The 21,799-nt window shown below is 36.9% G+C and carries 23 protein-coding genes and 1 tRNA gene; 7 read left to right on the top strand and 17 right to left on the bottom strand.

Annotated features, from left to right (window positions below):
* Window positions 1–207: 207 nt before the first annotated feature.
* From RHP76_RS23440 to thrA, 8 genes are all read right to left on the bottom strand, one after another.
* Window positions 208–651: a CPBP family intramembrane glutamic endopeptidase gene (locus RHP76_RS23440; protein WP_062676241.1), complete on the bottom strand. Its 444-nt coding sequence runs from the start codon at window positions 649–651 to the stop codon at window positions 208–210.
* Window positions 652–741: 90 nt separating this feature from the next.
* Window positions 742–812 (bottom strand) — tRNA-Cys (locus RHP76_RS10735).
* A gap of 58 nt (window positions 813–870) precedes the next feature.
* Complete coding sequence (locus RHP76_RS10730) at window positions 871–1,380, bottom strand: RDD family protein (RefSeq protein ID WP_062676240.1); 510 nt, start codon at window positions 1,378–1,380, stop codon at window positions 871–873.
* 54 nt (window positions 1,381–1,434) lie between these two features.
* A complete protein-coding gene (locus RHP76_RS10725; protein WP_311230151.1) occupies window positions 1,435–2,799 on the bottom strand; it encodes a DUF4403 family protein in 1,365 nt (454 codons plus the stop codon).
* Window positions 2,800–2,835: 36 nt separating this feature from the next.
* Window positions 2,836–3,204 (bottom strand): dihydroneopterin aldolase, encoded by a 369-nt coding sequence (gene folB / locus RHP76_RS10720; protein ID WP_311230150.1) that lies wholly within the window; start codon window positions 3,202–3,204, stop codon window positions 2,836–2,838.
* Window positions 3,205–3,208: 4 nt separating this feature from the next.
* Complete coding sequence (gene thrC, locus RHP76_RS10715) at window positions 3,209–4,513, bottom strand: threonine synthase (protein ID WP_311230149.1); 1,305 nt, start codon at window positions 4,511–4,513, stop codon at window positions 3,209–3,211.
* A gap of 15 nt (window positions 4,514–4,528) precedes the next feature.
* Window positions 4,529–5,455: a homoserine kinase gene (locus tag RHP76_RS10710; protein WP_280213859.1), complete on the bottom strand. Its 927-nt coding sequence runs from the start codon at window positions 5,453–5,455 to the stop codon at window positions 4,529–4,531.
* A gap of 10 nt (window positions 5,456–5,465) precedes the next feature.
* Entirely contained in the window at window positions 5,466–7,913 is a 2,448-nt protein-coding gene (gene thrA / locus RHP76_RS10705; protein ID WP_311230148.1) for a bifunctional aspartate kinase/homoserine dehydrogenase I, read from the bottom strand.
* Between the two features lie 41 nt (window positions 7,914–7,954).
* On the opposite strand from thrA, the gene RHP76_RS10700 reads away from it, so the two are divergent.
* The 5 genes from RHP76_RS10700 (at window position 7,955) to RHP76_RS10685 (ending at window position 9,175) form a co-directional block, all read left to right on the top strand.
* Complete coding sequence (locus RHP76_RS10700; protein ID WP_157885798.1) at window positions 7,955–8,131, top strand: hypothetical protein; 177 nt, start codon at window positions 7,955–7,957, stop codon at window positions 8,129–8,131.
* 117 nt (window positions 8,132–8,248) lie between these two features.
* Entirely contained in the window at window positions 8,249–8,443 is a 195-nt protein-coding gene (locus RHP76_RS23435; protein WP_062676234.1) for a bacteriocin-like protein, read from the top strand.
* Window positions 8,444–8,489: 46 nt separating this feature from the next.
* Complete coding sequence (locus tag RHP76_RS10695) at window positions 8,490–8,660, top strand: bacteriocin-like protein (RefSeq protein ID WP_157885797.1); 171 nt, start codon at window positions 8,490–8,492, stop codon at window positions 8,658–8,660.
* Between the two features lie 39 nt (window positions 8,661–8,699).
* Entirely contained in the window at window positions 8,700–8,897 is a 198-nt protein-coding gene (locus RHP76_RS10690; protein ID WP_062676232.1) for a hypothetical protein, read from the top strand.
* A gap of 68 nt (window positions 8,898–8,965) precedes the next feature.
* Window positions 8,966–9,175, top strand: coding sequence for a bacteriocin-like protein (locus tag RHP76_RS10685; RefSeq protein ID WP_062676231.1), 210 nt, complete (start codon window positions 8,966–8,968; stop codon window positions 9,173–9,175).
* Window positions 9,176–9,438: 263 nt separating this feature from the next.
* Here RHP76_RS10685 and RHP76_RS10680 read toward each other — a convergent pair whose 3' ends face one another.
* The 4 genes from RHP76_RS10680 to RHP76_RS10665 all read right to left on the bottom strand — a co-directional run bounded on the left by RHP76_RS10680 (window position 9,439) and on the right by RHP76_RS10665 (window position 12,279).
* Window positions 9,439–9,600: a bacteriocin-like protein gene (locus RHP76_RS10680; protein ID WP_157885796.1), complete on the bottom strand. Its 162-nt coding sequence runs from the start codon at window positions 9,598–9,600 to the stop codon at window positions 9,439–9,441.
* Between the two features lie 51 nt (window positions 9,601–9,651).
* Entirely contained in the window at window positions 9,652–10,671 is a 1,020-nt protein-coding gene (nadA, locus tag RHP76_RS10675; RefSeq protein ID WP_034694934.1) for a quinolinate synthase NadA, read from the bottom strand.
* A 104-nt stretch (window positions 10,672–10,775) separates the two neighbouring features.
* Entirely contained in the window at window positions 10,776–11,339 is a 564-nt protein-coding gene (gene gmk / locus RHP76_RS10670; protein ID WP_311230147.1) for a guanylate kinase, read from the bottom strand.
* Between the two features lie 82 nt (window positions 11,340–11,421).
* Window positions 11,422–12,279, bottom strand: a complete 858-nt coding sequence (locus tag RHP76_RS10665; RefSeq protein WP_082798853.1) for a YicC family protein — start codon at window positions 12,277–12,279, stop codon at window positions 11,422–11,424.
* A gap of 174 nt (window positions 12,280–12,453) precedes the next feature.
* On the opposite strand from RHP76_RS10665, the gene miaA reads away from it, so the two are divergent.
* Window positions 12,454–13,374: a tRNA (adenosine(37)-N6)-dimethylallyltransferase MiaA gene (gene miaA / locus RHP76_RS10660; protein ID WP_288441225.1), complete on the top strand. Its 921-nt coding sequence runs from the start codon at window positions 12,454–12,456 to the stop codon at window positions 13,372–13,374.
* Window positions 13,375–13,607: 233 nt separating this feature from the next.
* Here miaA and RHP76_RS10655 read toward each other — a convergent pair whose 3' ends face one another.
* The 4 genes from RHP76_RS10655 to RHP76_RS10640 form a co-directional block, all read right to left on the bottom strand.
* Window positions 13,608–15,020, bottom strand: a complete 1,413-nt coding sequence (locus tag RHP76_RS10655; RefSeq protein WP_311230146.1) for an efflux transporter outer membrane subunit — start codon at window positions 15,018–15,020, stop codon at window positions 13,608–13,610.
* Between the two features lie 169 nt (window positions 15,021–15,189).
* The gene (locus RHP76_RS10650; RefSeq protein ID WP_241280119.1) at window positions 15,190–18,372 is read right to left on the bottom strand and encodes an efflux RND transporter permease subunit; all 3,183 of its coding nucleotides are present in this window, start codon (window positions 18,370–18,372) and stop codon (window positions 15,190–15,192) included.
* 40 nt (window positions 18,373–18,412) lie between these two features.
* Window positions 18,413–19,573 (bottom strand): efflux RND transporter periplasmic adaptor subunit, encoded by a 1,161-nt coding sequence (locus RHP76_RS10645; RefSeq protein WP_062676224.1) that lies wholly within the window; start codon window positions 19,571–19,573, stop codon window positions 18,413–18,415.
* A 363-nt stretch (window positions 19,574–19,936) separates the two neighbouring features.
* Window positions 19,937–20,533, bottom strand: a complete 597-nt coding sequence (locus RHP76_RS10640) for a TetR/AcrR family transcriptional regulator (RefSeq protein WP_034694942.1) — start codon at window positions 20,531–20,533, stop codon at window positions 19,937–19,939.
* Window positions 20,534–20,836: 303 nt separating this feature from the next.
* On the opposite strand from RHP76_RS10640, the gene RHP76_RS10635 reads away from it, so the two are divergent.
* Window positions 20,837–21,391, top strand: coding sequence for a thioredoxin family protein (locus RHP76_RS10635; RefSeq protein WP_311230145.1), 555 nt, complete (start codon window positions 20,837–20,839; stop codon window positions 21,389–21,391).
* Between the two features lie 89 nt (window positions 21,392–21,480).
* Here the strand turns inward: RHP76_RS10635 and RHP76_RS10630 are convergent, their stop codons facing one another.
* Window positions 21,481–21,771: a DUF3892 domain-containing protein gene (locus tag RHP76_RS10630; RefSeq protein ID WP_311230144.1), complete on the bottom strand. Its 291-nt coding sequence runs from the start codon at window positions 21,769–21,771 to the stop codon at window positions 21,481–21,483.
* Window positions 21,772–21,799: the final 28 nt, after the last annotated feature.

Here is a 21,799-nt window from a genome sequence, read left to right as displayed (position 1 = left end):
TTGAGTTTTCATGGTTATTAGTTTTTATCCTCGGAATTTCCGAGGATTTTTTTTGCCCTAATATGACGCTACTCATAAAAGTATGTTGGATTAATCCTCTATTTTTGAAGAGATAATTTTCTATCCATCATTACTTTTTACATTATTTATCAAGCTCTTCTGTGATCTGAAGGGCTTTTTTTGGATCATTAAAAGAGGCAGGTTATATTACATTATAAATAAAAAGCCGTACAGATTGAATAACCCGTGAAAGAATACTGTCAGCATAAAACTGTAGGCATGGGCGTGCCTGAAATAATAAATATAAAGATTGTTTAAAATGATGCCTCCAAAAAATGTCATAACAATATATAGCCCGTTATAATAATGCATGGAGGCAAAAATGATACTCATGATGATAATACAAAGTACTCTATTCCTGATTCTCATCCATTTGCTTAAAACTAGGTAGGGGAGATATTGAAATAAAAAAGTTTCCAGAAAAGGGGCGATAAATATTGCAATGAAGTTTAGTTCTTCTTTCGAAATATTCTTGTTTCTATTTTGATTGACATCAAAATGAAAATAGGTATCATTAAGGAAATTAAAAAAATATCCATTCAACAGAGCAAGAGCAAATGAAATGAAGAAGAAGACTAGTAATTTTTTCATAGGTTCTATTGATGATAAAAAGAATGGAATACTAAAAAAGCTAAAGTATAAAAACAAAAAAACCTCTAAATTATTTAGAGGTTTTTTTTGAGGTACCTAGCGGATTCGAACCGCTGTAGATGGTGTTGCAGACCACTGCCTAGCCGCTCGGCCAAAGTACCATTTTTACCATTTTTGAGGTGTGCAAATATAGTAAAATTTCTTTATGAACAAAAGTTTTTAAGCAATTTCTTTCTTTCCAAGATCCTCAATTTCGCTTTTTGCTTGAATTTCAGCTTGATAATTTTTCATGTTAATTACCCTTGTTTCACTCCATTTGTCATGCCAGCCATTTTCTCCGAAAAAGGAAAGCGTATCAAAAGGAACAATTCTTGAAATATTCCTGATGAGATAATCATTAAAAGTAGGCTCAGTCCCATCTATACAAATAACTTTTGTTCCAGTAATATATTTGCCTATGGATCGTCCTTTAGTAAAATATTCTATCAGAAAAGTATACATAAAGTAGATAAGAGAGGTTATTAGTATATCAAGAAATCTATTCATTTCAGACATTTTATAAACAATGTTGATAAGAAAGTCAATATTGGCAAGGCTGTACAGTAAGGAAGCAATAAAACCTAAAGCAAGAAAAAAAACTGAGATTACAACTCTGTCAATAATAAAATTAGCAAATCTGGTCAGCTTTTCAGCTCTGTTTCGATCTACAATTACTAAATATTTTCTCATGGTCGGTTATTAGTTTTTGGTTTAGTTTTTTAGTTTAGTTTTAAGTTTAAAATTTTAGAACCCATTGACAAGAAGCTTTAATGAGGCACTCGTATCAATAACTGCAGTAATTCCTGTATTACTGAGCAGAATTTTACTAGGTTTAAGATTGAAAACTTTTCCGTTCATCTTTAATCCTTTATAATACTCTTTGTTGAAGGCTTCTTCAATGCTTTTTCTTGAAGTTTCTTCCATTTCCTGAGTTGGAATACCATATTCTTCTTCAATCATTTTTACGATTTTCCCCTGAAACAGGAGGGAAGCGGTTTTCTGCAGAATATTGGTAGTTTTCAGTTTGAATTTGGTTTCTGACAATACAATTTTTCTTTTGGTTTCGTCATACACCGGAATTCCTGAAATAATAGAAGTACCTTTTATATAGCCATCAGTCTGAGCCTCAATAACTACTCTATTATCAACACCGTACACTCTGATGTCTGTTACTTTTACTTTGGAGTCGCGAATATCAAATTCCTTATTCAGGAAAGTTTTTCTCGCCATATTGCTTGCTTCTGTAAAAGGAATATTGGCTGTAGTCTGCAGAATAAACTTGTCAGCAACTGTAGGGGTTGTATTAAAATTGGCAACACTGGTTACCGGGGAAGAGGCGGCAGGTTTATTCCCTGTAAAAGTTTCAGAAAAGATATCCACACCAAGAGTAGCATTGATCTGGTTTCCATAAAACTTTAAAGGAGTGATATTGACACCTACAGGACTTACTTTCAGCCATGTATTATATTCCTCAGAAATATTGAAGGGCTGAAGGAAAGTATTCCATGCCATCAAGGCATATTGCTTGAAATTCAGCTGTGTAGCCATTTGCTGATCAATAGTTTTACAGAATTTTTCCTGTTGCTCTTTTAAGCTTTTTTCAACAATGGAGGTAATAGGAATCTGTATTCTTCCATAGTCCAGAACAGGTTTTGTTACCCATCTGAAGCCATTGGGCCTGGTATTCGTAGTAATGGTCCAGTTATTTTTAAAAGTAACAGTGGTATTGAAAGACATTACCGTTTCGAAAGTGGTATTTTGATAGGTATATACTCCTAATGTACCAATTCCTTTTTCTGCCCATATTTTTAAAGGAACTTCAATCAGCAGATTCTGGCTGGTTCCTCCTACAAGGCGGATAGGTCTGGTCTTCCACACTTTTACCTTAAACTGATCATTATTATTGTCTGTATAAGAATCATCCTGGTACACCAGATCTTTCACGGAAGCATTGATCATGTTGCTGAGTTCCGAAAGGGGGATGGTCACAGGCATTGTAATACTGGATCTGATCTTCGGAAAGTTATAAGCCGCCAACTGATTGTCAACACCGGCTTGACCAAAAACGCTGATTCCCGCTACTAAAAATAATATTTTAACGAATTTCAATTTGTATGTTTTTTTAATGAAACGAAAATAAGTAATTTAATTTTCTGGTTTAAAGCTTTTTTCCAACTCAATACTTGCACCTTTCATTTCTCCCTGCATAGGTGGAGCTGTTTTGGTGATTTTTAATTTAATATAATCGACCTGTGGAAAGCTGTCATGAATTTTTGTGATGATTCTTCCTGCTACATGTTCCAGTAATTTGGATTTTATTTTCATTTCACCGTGAAGAATATCGTTGATATCTGCATAACTTATCGTGTCATGCAAATCGTCGGAAGTGGCTGCTTTCCACAGATCTGTATGAAGTTCTGCATTCATAATATAATAGGTACCGATGATATTTTCTTCAGGAAGTACGCCATGGTAAGCGTATATTCTTACATCTTCAAGATATATTTTGCTCATTGCTTCAGATTTTATGAAGCAAAAATCGTTTTAATTCTTCAAAATCTGAATTTATTTCTACAGTTTTTTTCTCCTTTTTCATGAGCTCATTCAACGATTCAGGAATTTCAATCTGAGTATGAATTGCTTTTTCCACTGCATCAGGGAATTTTACCGGATGAGCAGTACCCAGGATAAATCCTTTTTGATTGGGATTTTCTTTTAGATATTTTTCCATTGACGCAAAGGCTACGGCACTGTGAGGCTCCAGAACATATCCGTATTTGGCATAAACTTCTGTGATAGTGCCCATGGTTTGGTCATCATCAATGGAATAAGCCGAAATTTTATTTTTTACAGTTTCAAACTGATGCCCGAAAAGCTCCAGAACTCGTACAAAATTACTCGGATCTCCTACGTCCATAGCATTGGATAGAGTAGCAATCGCTTTTTGGGGCTGGTAGTTTTGAGTTTTAAAATAGTCAGGAACTACCTGGTTAGCATTACAGGCCGCAATAAAATGGCTGACAGGTAAACCTCTGAAATAAGCCAAAAGCCCGGCACAGATATTTCCGAAATTACCACTTGGTACACAGATTACGGGATGCTCTTTATGCTGTTGAATCCATTGTTTCAAAGCTATTAAGTAATAAATCTGCTGGGGAAGCCATCTTGCAACGTTGATAGAGTTGGCAGACGTCAGAAATAACTGACTGTTGATTTCTTCATCTGAAAAAGCCTGCTTGACAAGATTCTGACAATCATCAAAACTGCCATTGACTTCTATAGCCGAAATATTTTCTCCTAATGCTGTCAACTGTTTCTCCTGTACCGGACTTACCCTGTTTTTAGGATATAAAATAACGACATTAATCTGCGGGATTTTATAAAATCCATGGGCAACAGCACCTCCGGTATCGCCGGAAGTGGCAACAAGAACAGTTACTTTTTTCTGCTGATTTTTCAGAAAATAAGACAGGCAGCGGCTCATAAATCTCGCACCAATATCTTTAAAAGCCAGAGTAGGACCATGAAACAGCTCCAATATAGATATCTGTTCATTAATTTTTACTAAAGGAATCTCAAAACTCACGGTTTCTGCTACAATTTCTTTGAGTATTTCCGAAGGAATATTATCTCCTGCAAAGTCTTTCATACATCTGTATGCAATTTCTTCATTGGAATACTGATGAAGATTTTGAATAAATTCTTCATTAAACTGAGGAATGTTTTCAGGAAAGAACAATCCTTTTTCTTTTCCCTGGCCTTTTATTGTTGCTTCTCTGAAATCAATTTTTTCCAGATGGTCTTTTAAATTGTAATATTTCATTTCTGTTTTTTAAGGTTAATTTTCTTCAACAATCTGAATTCCTGCCGGATTTATTTTTGATACATATACAAAACTTTCTATATCAATTTCATCATAGACTGATTTCATCATCTGAGCAATTTTTTCTGCCGTTTCTTTTTGTTCAGACAGCATGAAAATGGAAGGTCCTGATCCGGAAATTCCTCCTCCCAAAGATCCTATCTGTAAGCTTTTTTCTTTGATTTCGTCAAACTTCGGAATCAGAATACTACGGATAGGTTCTATAATCACATCGTTGAGGCTTCTGCCAATCAACGGGAAATCATTTTTCTGAATCCCGGCTACAAGTCCGGCTATATTTCCCCATTGTTCAACAGCGCTTTTTAAGGTGATATTTTTCTTTAAAATCTGTCTGGCATCTGAGGTTTTAACTTCCACCTGCGGATGAACGGCGGTTACGAATAAATCAGGACTGTTCAGAGGGATGATATCAATTGGTTCGGTAGATTTTACCAAGGTGATTCCGCCATAGATGCATGGTGCGATATTGTCTGCATGGCGCACTCCTGAAGCAAGTTCTTCCCCAAACATGGCAAAATAAACCATTTCCTCTTTGGAAAGTTTGTTTCCTAATAATACATTGGCTCCGAAAGCGGCTCCGGCGGCACTTGCCGCACTGGAGCCGAGCCCGCTTCCGGGCTTTATATGTTTATGAATAATAACTTCAAAGCCGTTTTTCAGATTAAGGTGTTCCTGAATTTTTAAGAGAACAATCCCGGCAACATTGCTGGAAGGCTCTTCAGGAAGTCCGAAAGAGTCTGTATGTTTTATAATAATGTCAGGAGTTTCCAATAATCTGAACTCCATCTCATCATAAGGATCATGGACTGCCATTCCTAAAATATCGAATCCACAAACCAGATTGGCCACGGTGGCCGGGACTTTTAATTTTACTTTTTTCATAACTCTGTTTTTAAATAGAACGGATTATATCTGCAAAAACTCCGCTTGCCGTTACCTCAGCTCCTGCACCAGCTCCTTTTACAACCAAAGGCTGCTCAGAGTATCTCAGCGTTTTAAAAATGACAATATTGTCCTTTCCATATAAGTGAAACAGATCACTTTCCGGAGCAATATGCTGCAAGCCTACCTTGGCTTTTCCGTTTTCAAATTCTGCGACATATTTTAATATTTTGCCCTCGCTTTTAGCTTTATTCAATAAGTTTTTGAAGTGATCTTCATATACTGTAAGCTTTTCGTAAAAACTTTCAACGCTTCCCTGCATGCATTCTTCAGGCAGAAAACCAATGTTTTCAATATCTTCAAACTGAAGCGGATATCCTGCCTCTCTTGCCAGAATTAAAATTTTTCTGGCTACATCCGTTCCGGACAGATCAAGTCTTGGATCCGGCTCTGTATATCCTTCTTTCTGAGCTTGTGCCACAACTTCAGAGAATGTTCTGCTGCCGTCATACTCATTAAATACGAAATTCAATGTTCCACTCAGTACAGCTTTAATGGATTGAATCTGATCTCCGCTTTTTATGAGATCATTAATGGTTCCTATGACCGGAAGCCCAGCTCCTACATTGGTTTCAAAATAGAAATTACAGCTGTGGTTTCGCGCGGTATTTTTTAAAGTTTTATATTTTTTGAAATCTGAAGAAGCTGCAATTTTATTACAGGCTACGAGGTTCACACTTCTTTTTAATAAGCTTTCATACACTTCAGGAATGTCAGCGCTTGCTGTTACATCAATGAAAACCGAATTTCTAAGGTTTCGACGGATAATTTCATCAGCAAATTCTCTGGCAGAGGCTTTTTCACCATGTTGTTCCCAGTTAGCATAGCTGTTTTTTGATATTCCCTGATCTGAAAACATCATATGACGGCTATTGGAAATGCCTGCAATTCTCAGGTTGATCAAAAAGTTTTCTTTTAAATAATCATTTTGGTTATAAATCTGCTGAATCAATTTTAAACCTACATTTCCTGTTCCACAGATGTACAGATGGATTTGCTTTATTTCAGATTCAAAAAACTCCTCATGAAGCACATTAACTGCTTTTTTACTATCCTTTTCTGAAATGACAATGCTGATATTTCTTTCTGAAGACCCTTGTGCAATCGCTCTAATATTGATTCCATTATTTCCGAGACATCCAAACATTTTTGCACTCACACCACTTCTACTTTTCATATTTTCTCCTACTAAAGCTACAATGGAAAGTTTTGTCTCAATCTTTATATCATAGACTCTCTTAAGGTTAATATCATCTGCAAAAGAAGAGTTGATAGCATCTTCAGCACGCAAAACTTCTTTTTCTTCAATAGCAATGGTGATAGAATGTTCTGAAGATCCTTGTGTGATAAGAATTACATTTATTTTTTCATGACTTAAGCATTGAAATAATTTTGCTGAAATTCCGGGTATTCCTACCATTCCACTGCCTTCAAGGGTAAGCAGGGCAATATTGTTCATATTTGAAATTCCTACTGCAATCTGCTTTGTATCTTCTGAGCATTTCAGTTGATCAGAAATTAAAGTTCCTGACGCATCCGGATCAAAAGTATTCTTGATGATCAGGTTTGTGTTTTTTACCATCACAGGCTGAATAGAAGGCGGATAAAGCACTTTTGCCCCAAAGTGTGATAGTTCCATTGCTTCATGATAAGAAATTTCAGAAATAGGTTTAGCATTGGAAACCAGACGTGGGTCAGCAGTCATCATCCCACTTACATCTGTCCAGATCTGAAGTTCTTCTGCATCAACGGCCGCCGCCATAATAGAAGCAGTATAATCGGAACCTCCTCTTCCTAATGTGGTTGTATTATTTTTTTCATCATGAGCAATAAACCCAGGGCCTAAAATAATGCGGTTGGGGGTTTTATTCAGGAAATTGACAATGTTACTATCAGTCCATTTAAAATTTACTTTTGCATTGGTGAAATTACTGTTTGTTCTGATCAGCTCTGCAGAATTCATCCATATACAATCTAATTTTTCTTGTTGGAGTCTTGCTGCAATAATATTTGAAGACAGAAATTCTCCGTAAGAAGCAATTTTATCTTTAATTCTGTCTGTCAATTCACCAAGAACAGCAATTCCGTTGCAGAGCTCTTCGATATCATTAAAATGTTTTTTTACAAAACTTAACCATGAACTTTGTTCTGCGATTGGAAAAAGTTCTTTTACCAGATTTATGTGTTTTTCTTCAAGATTTTGAACCGTTTGAATATAATTTTCATCTTTTACAGAAGCATATTCCGCAGCTTTAATCAGTTGGTCAGTAACACCATGAAGTGCTGATACAATAACAACAACTTTGCTCTTTAAAGATTCTCTTTGTATGATTTTTTCCACCAGTAATATATTCTGAGAATGGGCGACTGATGTTCCACCGAATTTTAAAACTTTCATCAATTATTTTTTGAAGTTGGGTAAATAGAAATGGTTACTCTTTGAAAAAAAGAGTACGGGTACCGGGAATAATATGTGAAAATCTACCCCGTTATGGGGTAATTGTTGTAGTGCCAAATGTAGAAACAGAAGATATGCCTGAAATAAGTGATTTCAGAGCAGAAATATCAGATATGTTTCTTAAAAAATTCATTGTAACAGAACAAATGTACAAATAATTTTGAAACAGACAAGTTTTTAACAAAATAAAATTATATTTCCTTTTTATGAGATATATTTTGGTGTAATTGATTAAAAATGTTACATTTATAATATTAACTAATAAGAAATTAATCATGAAAAATTTTAAGAAATTAAACCGAAAAAATCTGAAATCAATCAGTGGAGGAGATGTGAATAACTGTTTTGAGAATTGTCCTGCCGGCCCATACGGACCAGGCGAGCCAAGGTCATGTGCTGATTATTATGCATTACCTGAGTGCTGTAAAGGAAGAGTGTTAGTAAGCTTTGAATGCTTTGGTCCTTACTGATTTACATCATGAATTCATTATTACAGAATACCAAAATTATTACCATATGAAAACAATTAAAAAATTATCAAGGGAAGACAAGAAGAACATCAAAGGTGGTTTCACTGATATTCAGATTGAAGCCTGTGGAGGCGAGCAGTTTGTTTGTTTCCGTGGAGGCGGGAATTGGGGATGCTGGCTGAAGCCGGGAGGAACCTGCTATGCACCAATGCTGTAGTATTGAATAGACTAAACTCAATTTAAAAATTAAAGTACTATGAAAAATTCAAAAAAATTAAATAGAGAAAGCTTAAGAGCTATCATTGGAGGAACAGGAGACAGCTGTGCGGTAGATCTTGATTGTGGACCGAAAGGTTGTGCAATATGCACAGATCTCAAAGGACGTAAAGTTTGTCTTTATCTTTTTCCTTATGATCCATCCATTCCAGGCAGCTGTATGGTTCTCGAAGGCTAGAAAAATAGTATGTAAAAACCATCAATTTGTTATAAGAACATAAAATCAAAATTTAATTTAAAACTACTATGAAAAATCTAAAGAAATTAAACAGAAAAGAACTTGAACAATTAAATGGAGCAGCAGGTCCTTCAAGATGTGCAGGGTGTCCTCAAAATGCTACGTTTGGAGATGGACCCGAATATCAATATCCATGCTCTGCTTATCAGGGACTTCCTGACCACTGCAAGATGTGTGTTCTGGTAAGTATGGAATGTGTGGACGGAGGAGTTTCTTAAAAGATAATTTGACTTTATGAAAAAATTAAAGAAACTGAACAGAAGAGATTTGGAACAAATGAAAGGTGCTGGTATATCAAGGTGTGATGGTTGTCCTACCCATCTGGTTTTTGGACCAGGCTCTTCCAGTGATCCTTCGTGCGATGCATATTGGACATTGTCCGAAAATTGCAGAATGTGCGTTGTTGTGAGTGCAGATTGCTTTGTTGCAATCACTGCATAATAAAAATAAAAAAGCACTGTAAAAACAGTGCTTTATTTTTTTAACAGTTATCCGGAATATACATTCCTCTGGGTACGCAGATTAATTCTCCATTACATCCCGCTCCGCAGGTTTCATGTATTTCGCAGTTTAAGTTACATATGTTACTTCCTCCGTTTACATTTTTAAGACTTCTTCTGTCTAATTTTTTTAGATTTTTCATATTTATTATTAGTTTAAGTTTTAAATATAATAAATATTCGTGATAAAAAAATTATTTTATGCTTTTGGAAAGATCAAGCATCGCTTCAATAGGTTTTAATGCTTTTAATCTTAATTCTTCGTCGATAAGAATTTCTGGAAGCTCATATTTCATACATAAATACAGCTTTTCCATGGTATTACGTTTCATATAGAAACATTCTGAACAATTACAGCTTTCATCAAAAACCAATGCAGGAATCAGTTCCTTGTGAGGCGCACGTTTTCTCATTTCGTGAAGAATTCCTTCTTCTGTAGCGATGATGAATTTCTGGCAGTCATCTTTTTCTACATAGTTCAAAAGGGCAGAAGTGGAACCGATAAAATGGGCCAGTTTTAAAACTGCTTCTTCGCTTTCAGGGTGTGCAATTAGTTTTGCATCCGGATTGTCAGCCAATTGCTGGGCAATTCTTTCCATTGAAAATGCTTCGTGTACCACACAGCTTCCATCCCAAAGGATCATATCGCGGCCTGTTTTCTTAGAAAGGTATCTTCCCAGGTTTTTGTCAGGTGCAAAAATGATCGGTCTGTCTTTCGGAAGTGCTTCAATCACTGTTTCAGCGTTTGAACTTGTAACGATAATATCACTTTCAGCTTTAGTTTCTGCATTACAGTTGATGTAAGTGGCAATTAAAGCATTCGGGTGCTGCTCACGCATTTTTCTCAGTCCTTCTCCGGAACAACCATCTGCCAGTGAGCATCCGGCCATGGTATCAGGAAGAACTACTTTTTTAGTTGGATTCAGAATTTTAGCGGCTTCTGCCATGAAATGTACTCCACAGAATACAATCATGTCAGCATTGGTATCTTTAGCCTGTCTTGCCAACTGTAAAGAATCTCCAAGGAAATCTGCGATGTCCTGAATTTCTCCGGGCTGGTAATAATGGGCAAGAATAACCGCATTTTTTTCTTCTTTTAGTTTGAGAATGGCCTTCACCAATTCTTCACCCTGAGGAATAGCAATATCTTTTATATCCAGAAATCCTCTGACAGGAATTGCAGATTTAGCTTTTTCTAATGTTTCGGTACTCATATCAACCTCAATTTTTTATGATCAGAAGCTAGAGGTTAGAAATTAGAAGTTAGATTTTGAGTGTAGTATTTTACTCCCATCCTCCTTCTTCCATCTTCCAGCCATTAATTACTGATAAAACTTTTTATTAAACTTTCTATTTCTTTTTTAGCTGCATCAAGATCTTCATTAATCACGATCTTGTCAAACCCGCTGGCGTAGGTCATTTCTTCTTCTGCCTTTGCGACACGCGTTTTTATGGTTTCTGCATCATCTGTGTTTCTGGAGATCAATCTTCGTTCCAATTCTTCAATGGAAGGCGGTTCTATAAAAATAGACAGCGCTTTATCACCGAAATATTTTTTTAACGAAATTCCTCCTTTTACATCTACATCAAAAATAACTACTTTTCCCTGATTCCAGATTTTTTCTACTTCAGATTTTAAAGTACCGTAATATTTGTCAGTATAAACTTCTTCATATTCTACAAAAGCATCTTCGGAAATTTTCTGTCTGAACTCCTCCGGTGTCAGAAAATGATAATCTACGGCATGTACTTCACTTCCTCTTGGCTGTCTTGTCGTACATGAAATTGAAAATTCCAGTTCAGGAAATGTCTCCAGTGAATGCTTTACCAATGTAGTTTTTCCGCTCCCTGATGGTGCTGAAAATATAATTACTTTATCCATTTTTTTGGGTTTCGGGTTACGGGTTTCGAGTTTGGTGATCTATTCTTAGAACAACCACGCATCTCGTACCCCGTATCTATCATTACAATACGTTTAACGTTTGTTCTTTAATTTTTTCAAGGTCGTCTTTCATCATCACCACCAGTTTCTGGATTTCTGCGTGATTGGCTTTAGAACCCAGTGTATTGATTTCTCTTCCGATTTCCTGAGAAATAAATCCCAGTTTTTTTCCGTTGAAAGACTCATTGTCCATTACTTCTTTATAATATTTCAGGTGTTGGGCAAGTCTTACCTTTTCTTCAGAAATATCAAGTTTTTCAGTGAAATAGGCCATTTCCTGATAGAAACGTGTTTCATCAACATTTTCAAATTCTTTCAAAGATTTCTGATAACGTTCTTTCACGCTCACAATTCTTTCTTCTTCAAAAGGAATCACTTCGCTAAGATATTTGTCGATATTCTGAATATTTCTGTTGAGTTCTTCGTGTAAGATACCACCCTCAGTTCTTCTGAATTCTTCGAATCTGTCTACGGCATTATTGACAATCTTAGCCAGAGCTTCCCATTCACCTTCCGTTAATTCGTCAGGTCTTGAAGTGATGGCATCAGGAAGTCTTACTGCCATTTTAAGGTATTCGAAATTGGGACCGTCAGAAGCTATGTTTTTAAGTTCGTTAATATAAGAGTCAATTAAGTTTTTATTGATTTTTACATCGTTGGACTCTTCAAGATTCTCGATATTAACGTAGCAGTCTACTTTTCCACGGATAATTCTATCGTTAAGAATTTTTCTGATTTCAAATTCTTTTTCTTTATAACGTAAAGGAATTTTAATATTTAAATCAAAGCTCTTGCTGTTCAGAGATTTAATATCAATAGTAATTTTTTTTCCTTCAAAAACATCTTCGGCTCTACCGAATCCGGTCATTGATAAAATCATAGTTTTTTATTGTTCTACAAAGATAAACATTTAAGTCTATAGTTTAACTAATGTTGAATGGCTGGAAGATGGAGGCGAGAAGCTGGAAGGTTGTTGTAAATATATAATGAGATTTAATTAACCTCCAACCTCAGGCTTCCAAATTAAATAAACCCATTTTCGTAAATTAGCGCTGTGAAAAAGAAAAATTTAATTTCTGTAGTAGGACCCACCGGAATTGGAAAAACTAGATTGGCAATTGATTTGGCGAAACATTTCAATACGGAGATTATTTCCTGTGATTCCCGTCAGTTTTTTAAAGAAATGAAAATAGGAACGGCAGCCCCTTCGGAAGAAGAACTGGGGCAGGCACCTCATCATTTTATTGGAAATCTTTCAGTGGAAGAGTATTATTCTATCGGGCAGTATGAAGAAGATGCTCTTCAGAAACTCAATGAACTTTTTACTGCTCATGACACGGTAATTCTTGTTGGAGGAAGCATGATGTATGAAAAAGCGGTGATAGAAGGTCTGCATGATCTTCCGGAAGCCAATGCTGAAAACCAGGAAAAGCTTCAAAATATGATGGAGCAGGAGGGAATAGAAAAACTTCAGGAGATTTTAAAAGAACTGGATCCTGAATATTTCAGTGTGGTGGATATTCACAATCACCGCAGGCTGTTGAGAGCTATTGATATTATCTGGCAGACGGATAAAAAATATTCTGAACATATTTCGGTTTCTCAAAATGGAAGAGATTTTAATGTCATCAGAATCGGGATAGAAGCTCCAAGGGAAGAATTATATGAAAGAATTAACCGCAGAGTGGATATCATGATGGAGAACGGCTTGCTGGATGAGGTGAAAAGTCTTGAGAAATTCAAAGGGTTGACAGCTTTGAATACTGTAGGTTACGCTGAACTGTTCAAATATTTTGATGGAGAATGGGATCTTGATTTTGCGGTTTCGGAAATTAAAAAGAACAGCCGCAGGTATGCGAAACGCCAGCTGACGTGGTACCGAAAGGCGGATGATATTCATTATTTACAGTTGGGATATTCTCAGGAAGACTTTGAGGCTCTGTTAAAATGGATTGCTGAGCAATTTCATGAATAAATTAAGCACTTAGTTTGTCATTCTGACGAAGGAAGAATCTCATCGATTGTTTTTAAAGATTCTTCATTCCACTTTGTTTCATTCAGAATGACAAACCGGACCCTTCATTTATCCATACATTGTGTCATTCCTTAGGAATCCAAGTTTAAATTCATATTGTAGATAAACAGAAACAATACAAAAAATGCGGCTCTGAAAAGAACCGCATCTTAAAACAAATATAATTTAATTTACTACTTCCAACCGCCGCCTAAAGCTCTGTATAAATCTACAATGCTGCTTAATCTCTGTCTTTTTATGGAAGCCAGATTCAACTCTGCCTGTAGGGAATTCCCCTGTGCTGTAATCACTTCCAGGTAATTGGCTGAACCTCCTTTGTAAAGAAGTTGTGCACTTTTAATTCCATCTTTTAGTGTAGTTGCCTGTTCTGTCGCTTTTTGTTCCTGAACTTTTAAGTTTTCATTGGAAACCAAGGCATCAGAAATTTCTCCCACAGCATTTAATACCGATTGACGGAATGCAAGAACATTTTTTTCTCTTTGAATTTTTGCTACTTCCAGATCTGTTTTCAATTGTCTTTTCTGAAAAATAGGCTGGGTAATTCCTCCTAAAACCGATCCGAATAACGAAGCCGGAATCTGGAACCAGTTATCAAATTTGAATGAATTTACTCCACCATTAGCAGTAATTTTCAATGCAGGATACATATTTGCCTGAGCAATTCCTACCATCGCATTGGATTCTAATAAAACCAGTTCCTGCTGACGAACGTCTGGTCTTCTGCTTACCATAGCTGCCGGAAGTCCTGCAGTAATGTTTTGAGGCAGTGAAGTATCAGACATTTCAATGGTTCTGTCGACTTTATTGGGAAGTTCTCCAACCAGAATACTCAGTGCATTTTCCTGGATGGCAATATTCTGCTCCAGCTGGGCTATCAGAAGTTCTGTAGCCTGTTTCTGTGCTGCGGCCTGCTGAACTCCCAAAGAAGTATTATCGCCGCTTTCCCACATTTTTTTGGTCATTAGTAAGGTATTGCTGCTCAGTTCCAGGTTGGATTTTGCAATAGCCAATTGTCTGTCAAGCATTAACAAATTATAATACCCTTGTGCAATAGCTGCTACTACCTGAGTCTGAACTGCTTTTGAACCTTCATAGGTCTGAAGGTACTGCATTCTTGAAACTTCCTGCTGGTTTTTGATTTTTCCCCAGATATCCGCTTCCCATGAAAGGTTGAAGGCTGCGTTATAGTCTTCAACATGGCTTGAACCTAAAAATAAATTTAAGCTTTGCCCGTTCATGCTGTTTTTGGATGGTCTTGAAATCTGTCCGCTTACTCCAAACCCAACATCCGGATACTGCATATATTTTGCCTGTTTCAGTTTTTCCTGTGAAGCAGCCACCTGCTTTAAGGCAATCTGAAGATCATAATTATTTTTAATTCCTTTTTCAATCAGTCCCTGTAAAATAGGATCACTGAAAAACTGTTTCCACTCCAGGTTAGCTATACTGGCTGTGTCTGCAGTGGCAGTGTACTGGAATTTTTCCGGAAGTGGAAGCTCAGGCTCCGTGTAGGCCAGTTTAGACACACACGAAACAGAGCCGATGGCCAGCACAAATGTTAGAATAATATTTTTTACTCGTTTCATAGTTTTTAAACTTTTAATTGAAGACAAAACTTAGAGAGGTTTCTGTTGATGCAAAAATTTCTTTAGTAGGAGAAAATAGTTAGTTTTTAAAACCATTAAGAACAGGCAGGTAAATAGGTAAACCTATGATCTTAAAATTTTCTCTAAGTTTTTGTCATTCATTTTTTTATTAGTGACTAGCAGCTAAAAGTTCTTCCTCCATTTGTTTTTTCAGAAGTCTTTTCTTTTTTCTGCTTGGCATTTTTTCATGCAGGTACTGGAACACTACATACATTACCGGAATGATAAAGATCCCGAAGATTACCCCTGTAAGCATTCCTCCTACGGTACTGTAACCGATAGAGTGGTTTCCTTTTGAAGAAGCACCTTGCGTCCATACCAGTGGAAGCATTCCCACGATGAAGGCAAAAGAGGTCATTAAGATCGGTCTTAAACGTAATCTTGATGCCTGAAGTGCAGATTCTATCAATGTTTTACCGGCTTTTCTTCTCTGTACGGCAAATTCTACAATCAGGATGGCATTCTTCGCTAATAGTCCTACAAGCATGATCAATCCTACCTGAACGTAAATATTGTTATCAATTCCTGCTAATCCTGTGAAGGCAAATACTCCAAAAATCCCTGTTGGAATGGTAAGAATAATAGCAAACGGAAGGATATAACTTTCATATTGGGCTGCCAGTAAGAAGTAAACGAATAGAATACTTAAGAAGAAAATAAAAGCAGTCTGTCCGCTTGTTTTAATTTCTTCACGGGTAATCCCTGTCCACTCATATCCATATCCTCTTGGGAGTGACTGTTGAGCAACCTCTTCAACCGCTTTGATGGCATCTCCGGTACTGTAACCAGGTTTCGGAGTTCCGTTAATCGTAACAGCATTGAAAAGGTTATTTCTTGTTACTGTTTCAGGACCGAAAGATCTTTTTAGAGTAACCAGAGTTTTGGCAGGAACCATTTCTCCCGATTTATTTTTTACATAGATTCCTTCGAGTGAATTAACATCCGTACGGTAAGGAATATCTGCCTGAGCCATTACTCTGTAATACTTCCCGAATCTGTTGAAATCCGATACAAAGCTACTTCCGAAATAAATCTGCATCGTCTGCATCAGTTCTGTTACAGAAACGCCCAGCTGGTTAGCTTTATCAGTATCCACATCAATAGTATACTGAGGGTTTCCTGCGGCATACGTTGTGAAGGCAAAAGCAATTTCAGGTCTTTTCATCAGTTCTCCGATAAACTGCTGAGTGGTTGTTCCCAATTGTTCAAAAGAACCATTCGTTTTGTCCTGAAGCATGAATTCAAATCCGGAAACGTTACCGAAACCTTGTACAGTGGGGAAGTTAAAGAAGAATGCGTTGGCATCTTTTACCTGGCTTACCTTACCTGTCAATGTTGCAGCAATCTGATCAGGATCTTTCATTTCACCACGCTTGTCATAATCTTTAAGCTTAATGAAACCTGCAGAATAGGGAGAAGCGTTGGCATTACTGATGAAGTTCATCCCGTCCGCTACCCAAAGGTGGTTGGTTGCTTTTTCACCGTTGATAATTTTATCAATTTGAGCCGTAGCTCTGTGTGTTCTTTCCAGTGAACTTCCCGGAGGAGTATTCACCGCATACAATACGAATCCCTGGTCTTCCGTAGGAATGAATCCTGACGGCGCTTTCTTGATTAAAAATACACTTGCTGCTGTGATGATAACAAGACCTCCTATCGCAACCCATTTGTTTTTAATTAAAAACTTAAGGCTGTAAATATATTTTCTGGTCATGCTGTTGAAGCTCGCATTGAAAGCATTGAAGAACCTTGCTCCAAAACCTTTTTTATGACCGTGCTCCCCATGTTCTCCCTGAGGATCATTTAAGAACATCGCACATAATGCCGGACTCAATGTTAATGCATTCACTGCTGAAATTAAAATCGCAATCGCCAATGTGAAAGCAAACTGTCTGTAGAAAACTCCTGCAGGTCCCTGCATGAAACCAACCGGAATAAACACGGCACACATTACCAGTGTAATGGAAATAATGGCTCCTGAAATTTCACTCATCGAGTGCATGGTAGCATGCTCTACAGGCATTCCCGTCTGTTCCATTTTAGAATGGACGGCTTCCACCACCACAATGGCATCATCCACTACAATACCAATGGCGAGTACCAATGCAAATAAGGTAAGCATATTGATACTGAAACCAAATAACTGCAGGAAGAAGAAGGTTCCTATAATCGCAACGGGTACGGCAATAGCCGGAATTAAGGTAGATCTGAAATCCTGAAGGAAAATAAATACTACAATAAATACCAAGATGAAGGCGATAACAAGTGTTTCCACAACCTGATGGATAGAAGCATCCAGGAAGTCTTTAGAGTTGTACATGATGATTGGCTTCACTCCTTTTGGAAGAGTGGTTTCCATTACTTTCACCTGCTTTTCAATTTCCGTAAGGATTTCGTTGGCATTGGATCCGGCTGTCTGCAGGATAGCAAATCCGGCAACCGGTTTTCCATCTACCCTGTTGGTCGCAGTATAGGTATAAGAACCGAATTCTACTCTTGCAACATCTTTTAATCTTAAGAAAGATCCATCACTGTTTGCTTTGATGGCGATGTTTTCATAGTCTTCACCCTTATTCAGTTTTCCTTTATATTTAAGGATATACTCGTAGGTTTCCTTACTTCCCTGTCCAAGACGGCCCGGAGCAGCTTCAAGGTTGTGGTCTTTAATGGCTCCCAAAACTTCCTGTGGAGAAAGATTATTAGCCGCCAGACGATCCGGTTTCAGCCAGATTCTCATGGAATAATCCCTTGTCCCGAATACCTGAGCCTGTGCTACCCCCGGAATACGCTGTATCTGTGGAATAACATTGATCTTCAGATAGTTTTGAAGGAATAATTCATCATATTGTTTTGCATCTTCACTGGTCAGTCCCATGAACATAATCATACTGTTCTGAACCTTCTGGGTTGAGATCCCGGCCTGTACCACTTCCTGAGGCAGCTGGCTCATCGCTTTCGATACACGGTTCTGTACGTTTACTGCCGCATTGTCTGCATCGGCACCCTGTTTGAAGAAAACACTCAGGGTCATGGTACCGTCGTTACTGGAGTTTGAGGTCATATAAGTCATGTTCTCAACTCCGTTTACAGCTTCCTCAATAGGAGTGGCTACCGAACGGGCTACGACCTCAGCATTGGCTCCAGGGTAGAATGCCGTTACCTGAACGCTTGGTGGAGCGATGTCCGGGAAAAGGGCAATCGGTAAATTAAAGAGAGACAAAGCTCCCAATAATAAGAGTATTATGGAGATGACCGTTGAAAGGACTGGTCTTTCTATAAATTGTTTTAACATAAGAAGTTTATTTTTTTAAGTCTTCTGTATTCGGAAAGAACTATAATGGTTTTGCTTTTAACAAGCTGTCCGAAGAAATATTTTTCGGCTTGATAGAAGCACCGTCTTTCAGGTTTCCAATTCCCGTGAATACAATTTTTTCTCCAGGCTTAAGCCCTTCAGAAATAAAATAATAGCTATCCGTTTTTCCTGATATTTTGATCGGTCTCCCGGTTACCTTCTGGTCTTTACCCATTACATAAACATAGGTTTTATCCTGAATTTCGAAGGTTGATTCCTGAGGAATTACAACTGCATTTGAAATGAGCTGTGGCATACGTACTCTTCCTGTATTTCCGGTTCTTAAAGTTCCGTTGGCATTAGGAAAAACAGCACGTACACTGATGGCTCCGGTAGTTTTGTCAAACTGGCCGTCTACAATGCTCAATCTTCCTTTTTCAGGGTAAGTACTGTTGTCGGCAATCACTAGATCTACCATGGGCATATTTTTCAGTTTTTCTTCTAAGCTTGCTCCCGGATATTTATTCTGGAAAGCAATGAAGTCAAGCTCACTTAAAGAGAAATAGGCATAGATTTCACTGATATCAGATAGTAATGTCAATGGATTCACATCTGTTCTTGAAATCAGACTTCCTTTTTTGTAAGGAATTCTTCCGATATAACCGCTTACAGGAGCTGTAATGGTGGTAAATCCTACGTTGATTCTGGCGCTTCCTACAGAAGCTCTGGCCTGAGCAGCGGCAGCAACAGCCGCTTCATAATTGGCTTTTGCGGTTTTAAGCTGTACATCAGAAACTACTTTGGCAGCCACCAGCGGCTGAAGTCTGTCTACTTCTACTCTTGCTTTTTGAATATTGGCATTAGCCGCCTGAAGATTAGCCTGAGCCATATTCATCTGTTCGCCATAACTTCTTGAATCTATTTTGAATAACGGTTGTCCTGCTCTTACATATGCTCCTTCTTCTACGTAGATTCTGTCAAGGTATCCATCTACCTGAGATCTGATTTCTACGTTGTTTTTCCCTTCCAAAGCAGTTGGGAATTCCTGATATGTCGTAGCGGGTGAGGTGATAACGGTATAAACCGGAAGTTCTGGAGCTGGAGGTGCGGCATTGGTTCCTTCTGCGGCTTTTGTGCAGCTCTGTAAAAGAATTATACTTGCAATAAGTACAATAAACCTTGTTTTTCCAGGTAATTTCATTGTTGGTTTAATTTTTTTAATGAAGTGTTAGAGGTAAGTAAAAAATGTTTTGATAAATGCTGTATTTTTTCCTAACAGTGTTAATGATTTGTTCAAAAAAAATTACAGAATTTTTAATGTCCGATGAGGTCGATTGCTTCCATAATTGAAATTTTTTTAATGTATTGAAGTGTATAATGATGGTGTAAGGTGTGTTAATTTTACTAACAGTGTTAATTAGTAGACAAAAAATCACTAATTTTAACAACTTAAAATAATGAATGGCTTCATAAATGTTTGAGTTTTTAGTCAGGATTAACAGGAAATATATATTAATTCAGTGTTAATTTTCCTAACGGTGTTAATTTTTAATTCAAAAAAAATCTATAAAGACTTAATAAAAGCCGAAACAGTTTCGTCCAAAGTCGTTTTATTCATTGTTGAAGGGATATCAGCTGTACGCATCATCATAATAGAGATCATTCCATGTACGGCAGAAAACAGAGCATGAGACATATGACAGGCATTGTCCGGATTGGATCCGTTTTTCTTTATAATCTCATAAGTACATTCATAAATAAGTTCCTGGAATGACGAGAATTCTTTTTTCATCTGTCCTTTTCCACAACATTGCATTCCAAGACCAAACATAAGCTGGTAATATTCCTTATTTTTAAAAGCAAAGTTCCAGTACGCATCCACAATGGCAACAAGCTGCTCTTCCGGAGTATCGTGCTTCTGCTGAGCTTTTAACAGTTCAATGTGTAACTTATGAAAGCCATCTAAGGAAATTTCAAATAGAATAGCTTCTTTATTTTCAAAATAATCATATACAACGGGAGCACTATACTCAATAGCATCTGCTATCTTACGCATAGAAAGCGAACCCCAGCCTTCAGTTTTCGCCAACGTAAAAGCAGCCTGCAAAATATTTGCACGGATGGATTCTTTTTCTCGTTGACGGCGTTCATGTAGACCCATGATTTTTATTTACTAACAGCGTTAGCAAAACTACAAACTTTTTAATATAACTTCCAAGGGATATTGTAAGTTTTATAGGTTCGTCTGCTTTTTAAAGAAGATTAATTAAAGGCTCGAAGCTGGAAGAATGGGTGCTGGAAGTTATTTTGAAGGTTAAATAATATAATAATAGAATTTGACTATAACTATTTTTGAGGGCTAACAATCTTCATCCTCCAGCTTCTTTACTTTATTAAAAATGAAAATGTCTTCTTCCTAATTAACAAAAGAAATAATTATCTTTGCCGGTAAAGAAATAAGGATATGAATACTCCCTCAAATATGTTGGCATTAGGAACAAAAGCTCCGTTTTTTGAACTTCCTAACCCGTCAAAAACGAATGAACTTCAGTCTTTGGAAGAACTGAAAGGAGAAAAAGGTACTTTGGTGATCTTTATGTGCAACCACTGTCCGTTTGTTCTTCATGTAATTGACAAGATCAATGAACTATACGAAGATTATAACGAGCACGGAATTGAATTCATCGCCATCAATGCTAACGATATCGAAAAATATCCGGCAGATTCTCCGGAAAAAATGATCGAATTTCAAATTGAAAGAAGATTTGATTTCCCTTATCTGTTTGATGAAAGCCAGGCAGTAGCAAAAGCTTATGATGCAGCTTGTACACCGGATTTTTATTTCTTTGATGATAAGCTTGACCTTGTATACAGAGGTCAGATGGATGATTCAAGACCTGGAAATAATAAAGATGTAACCGGAGAAGATCTAATTATTGCTTTTGAAAATCTTTTGGCTGGAGAACCTCAGGAAGAAATTCAGAGACCTAGCATGGGATGCAATATTAAATGGAAATAATTTTAGATAATCACTAATTATTACTTATATAATATAAAAGGCTGTTCTATTAATTAATAGGACAGCCTTCATTTAATAACTTTGAACCTTTATTTACATTCAGGGAGTGATAATAAATTATTTTTTGTTGTATTATCTGCCTCAGTTTTTAAATATTTGGTACCATTATAAGTTTCAGCTGTGATAACCTTTACTTGGTTTTCATAACTATCAGTAACATAAGCTAATCCTCTTTCATTTTTTATCCAGTTATATATTTCTAATCGAGTACTTTTTCCTGGTTTTCCATCATCTCCAGTCCATCCTAAATGAGTGATTGCTAAGTTTGGATTTTCATGATATCCGTTGTCTTTGTTGATGCAAGTAATTCTAATTGCCATGGTTTGTTATTTTAAATTGTTTTACGAA

The sequence above is a fragment of the Chryseobacterium sp. SG20098 genome, from assembly GCF_031844745.1.
Lineage (GTDB): Bacteria > Bacteroidota > Bacteroidia > Flavobacteriales > Weeksellaceae > Chryseobacterium > Chryseobacterium cucumeris.
This window is presented reverse-complemented; position numbering and strand designations above follow the sequence as displayed.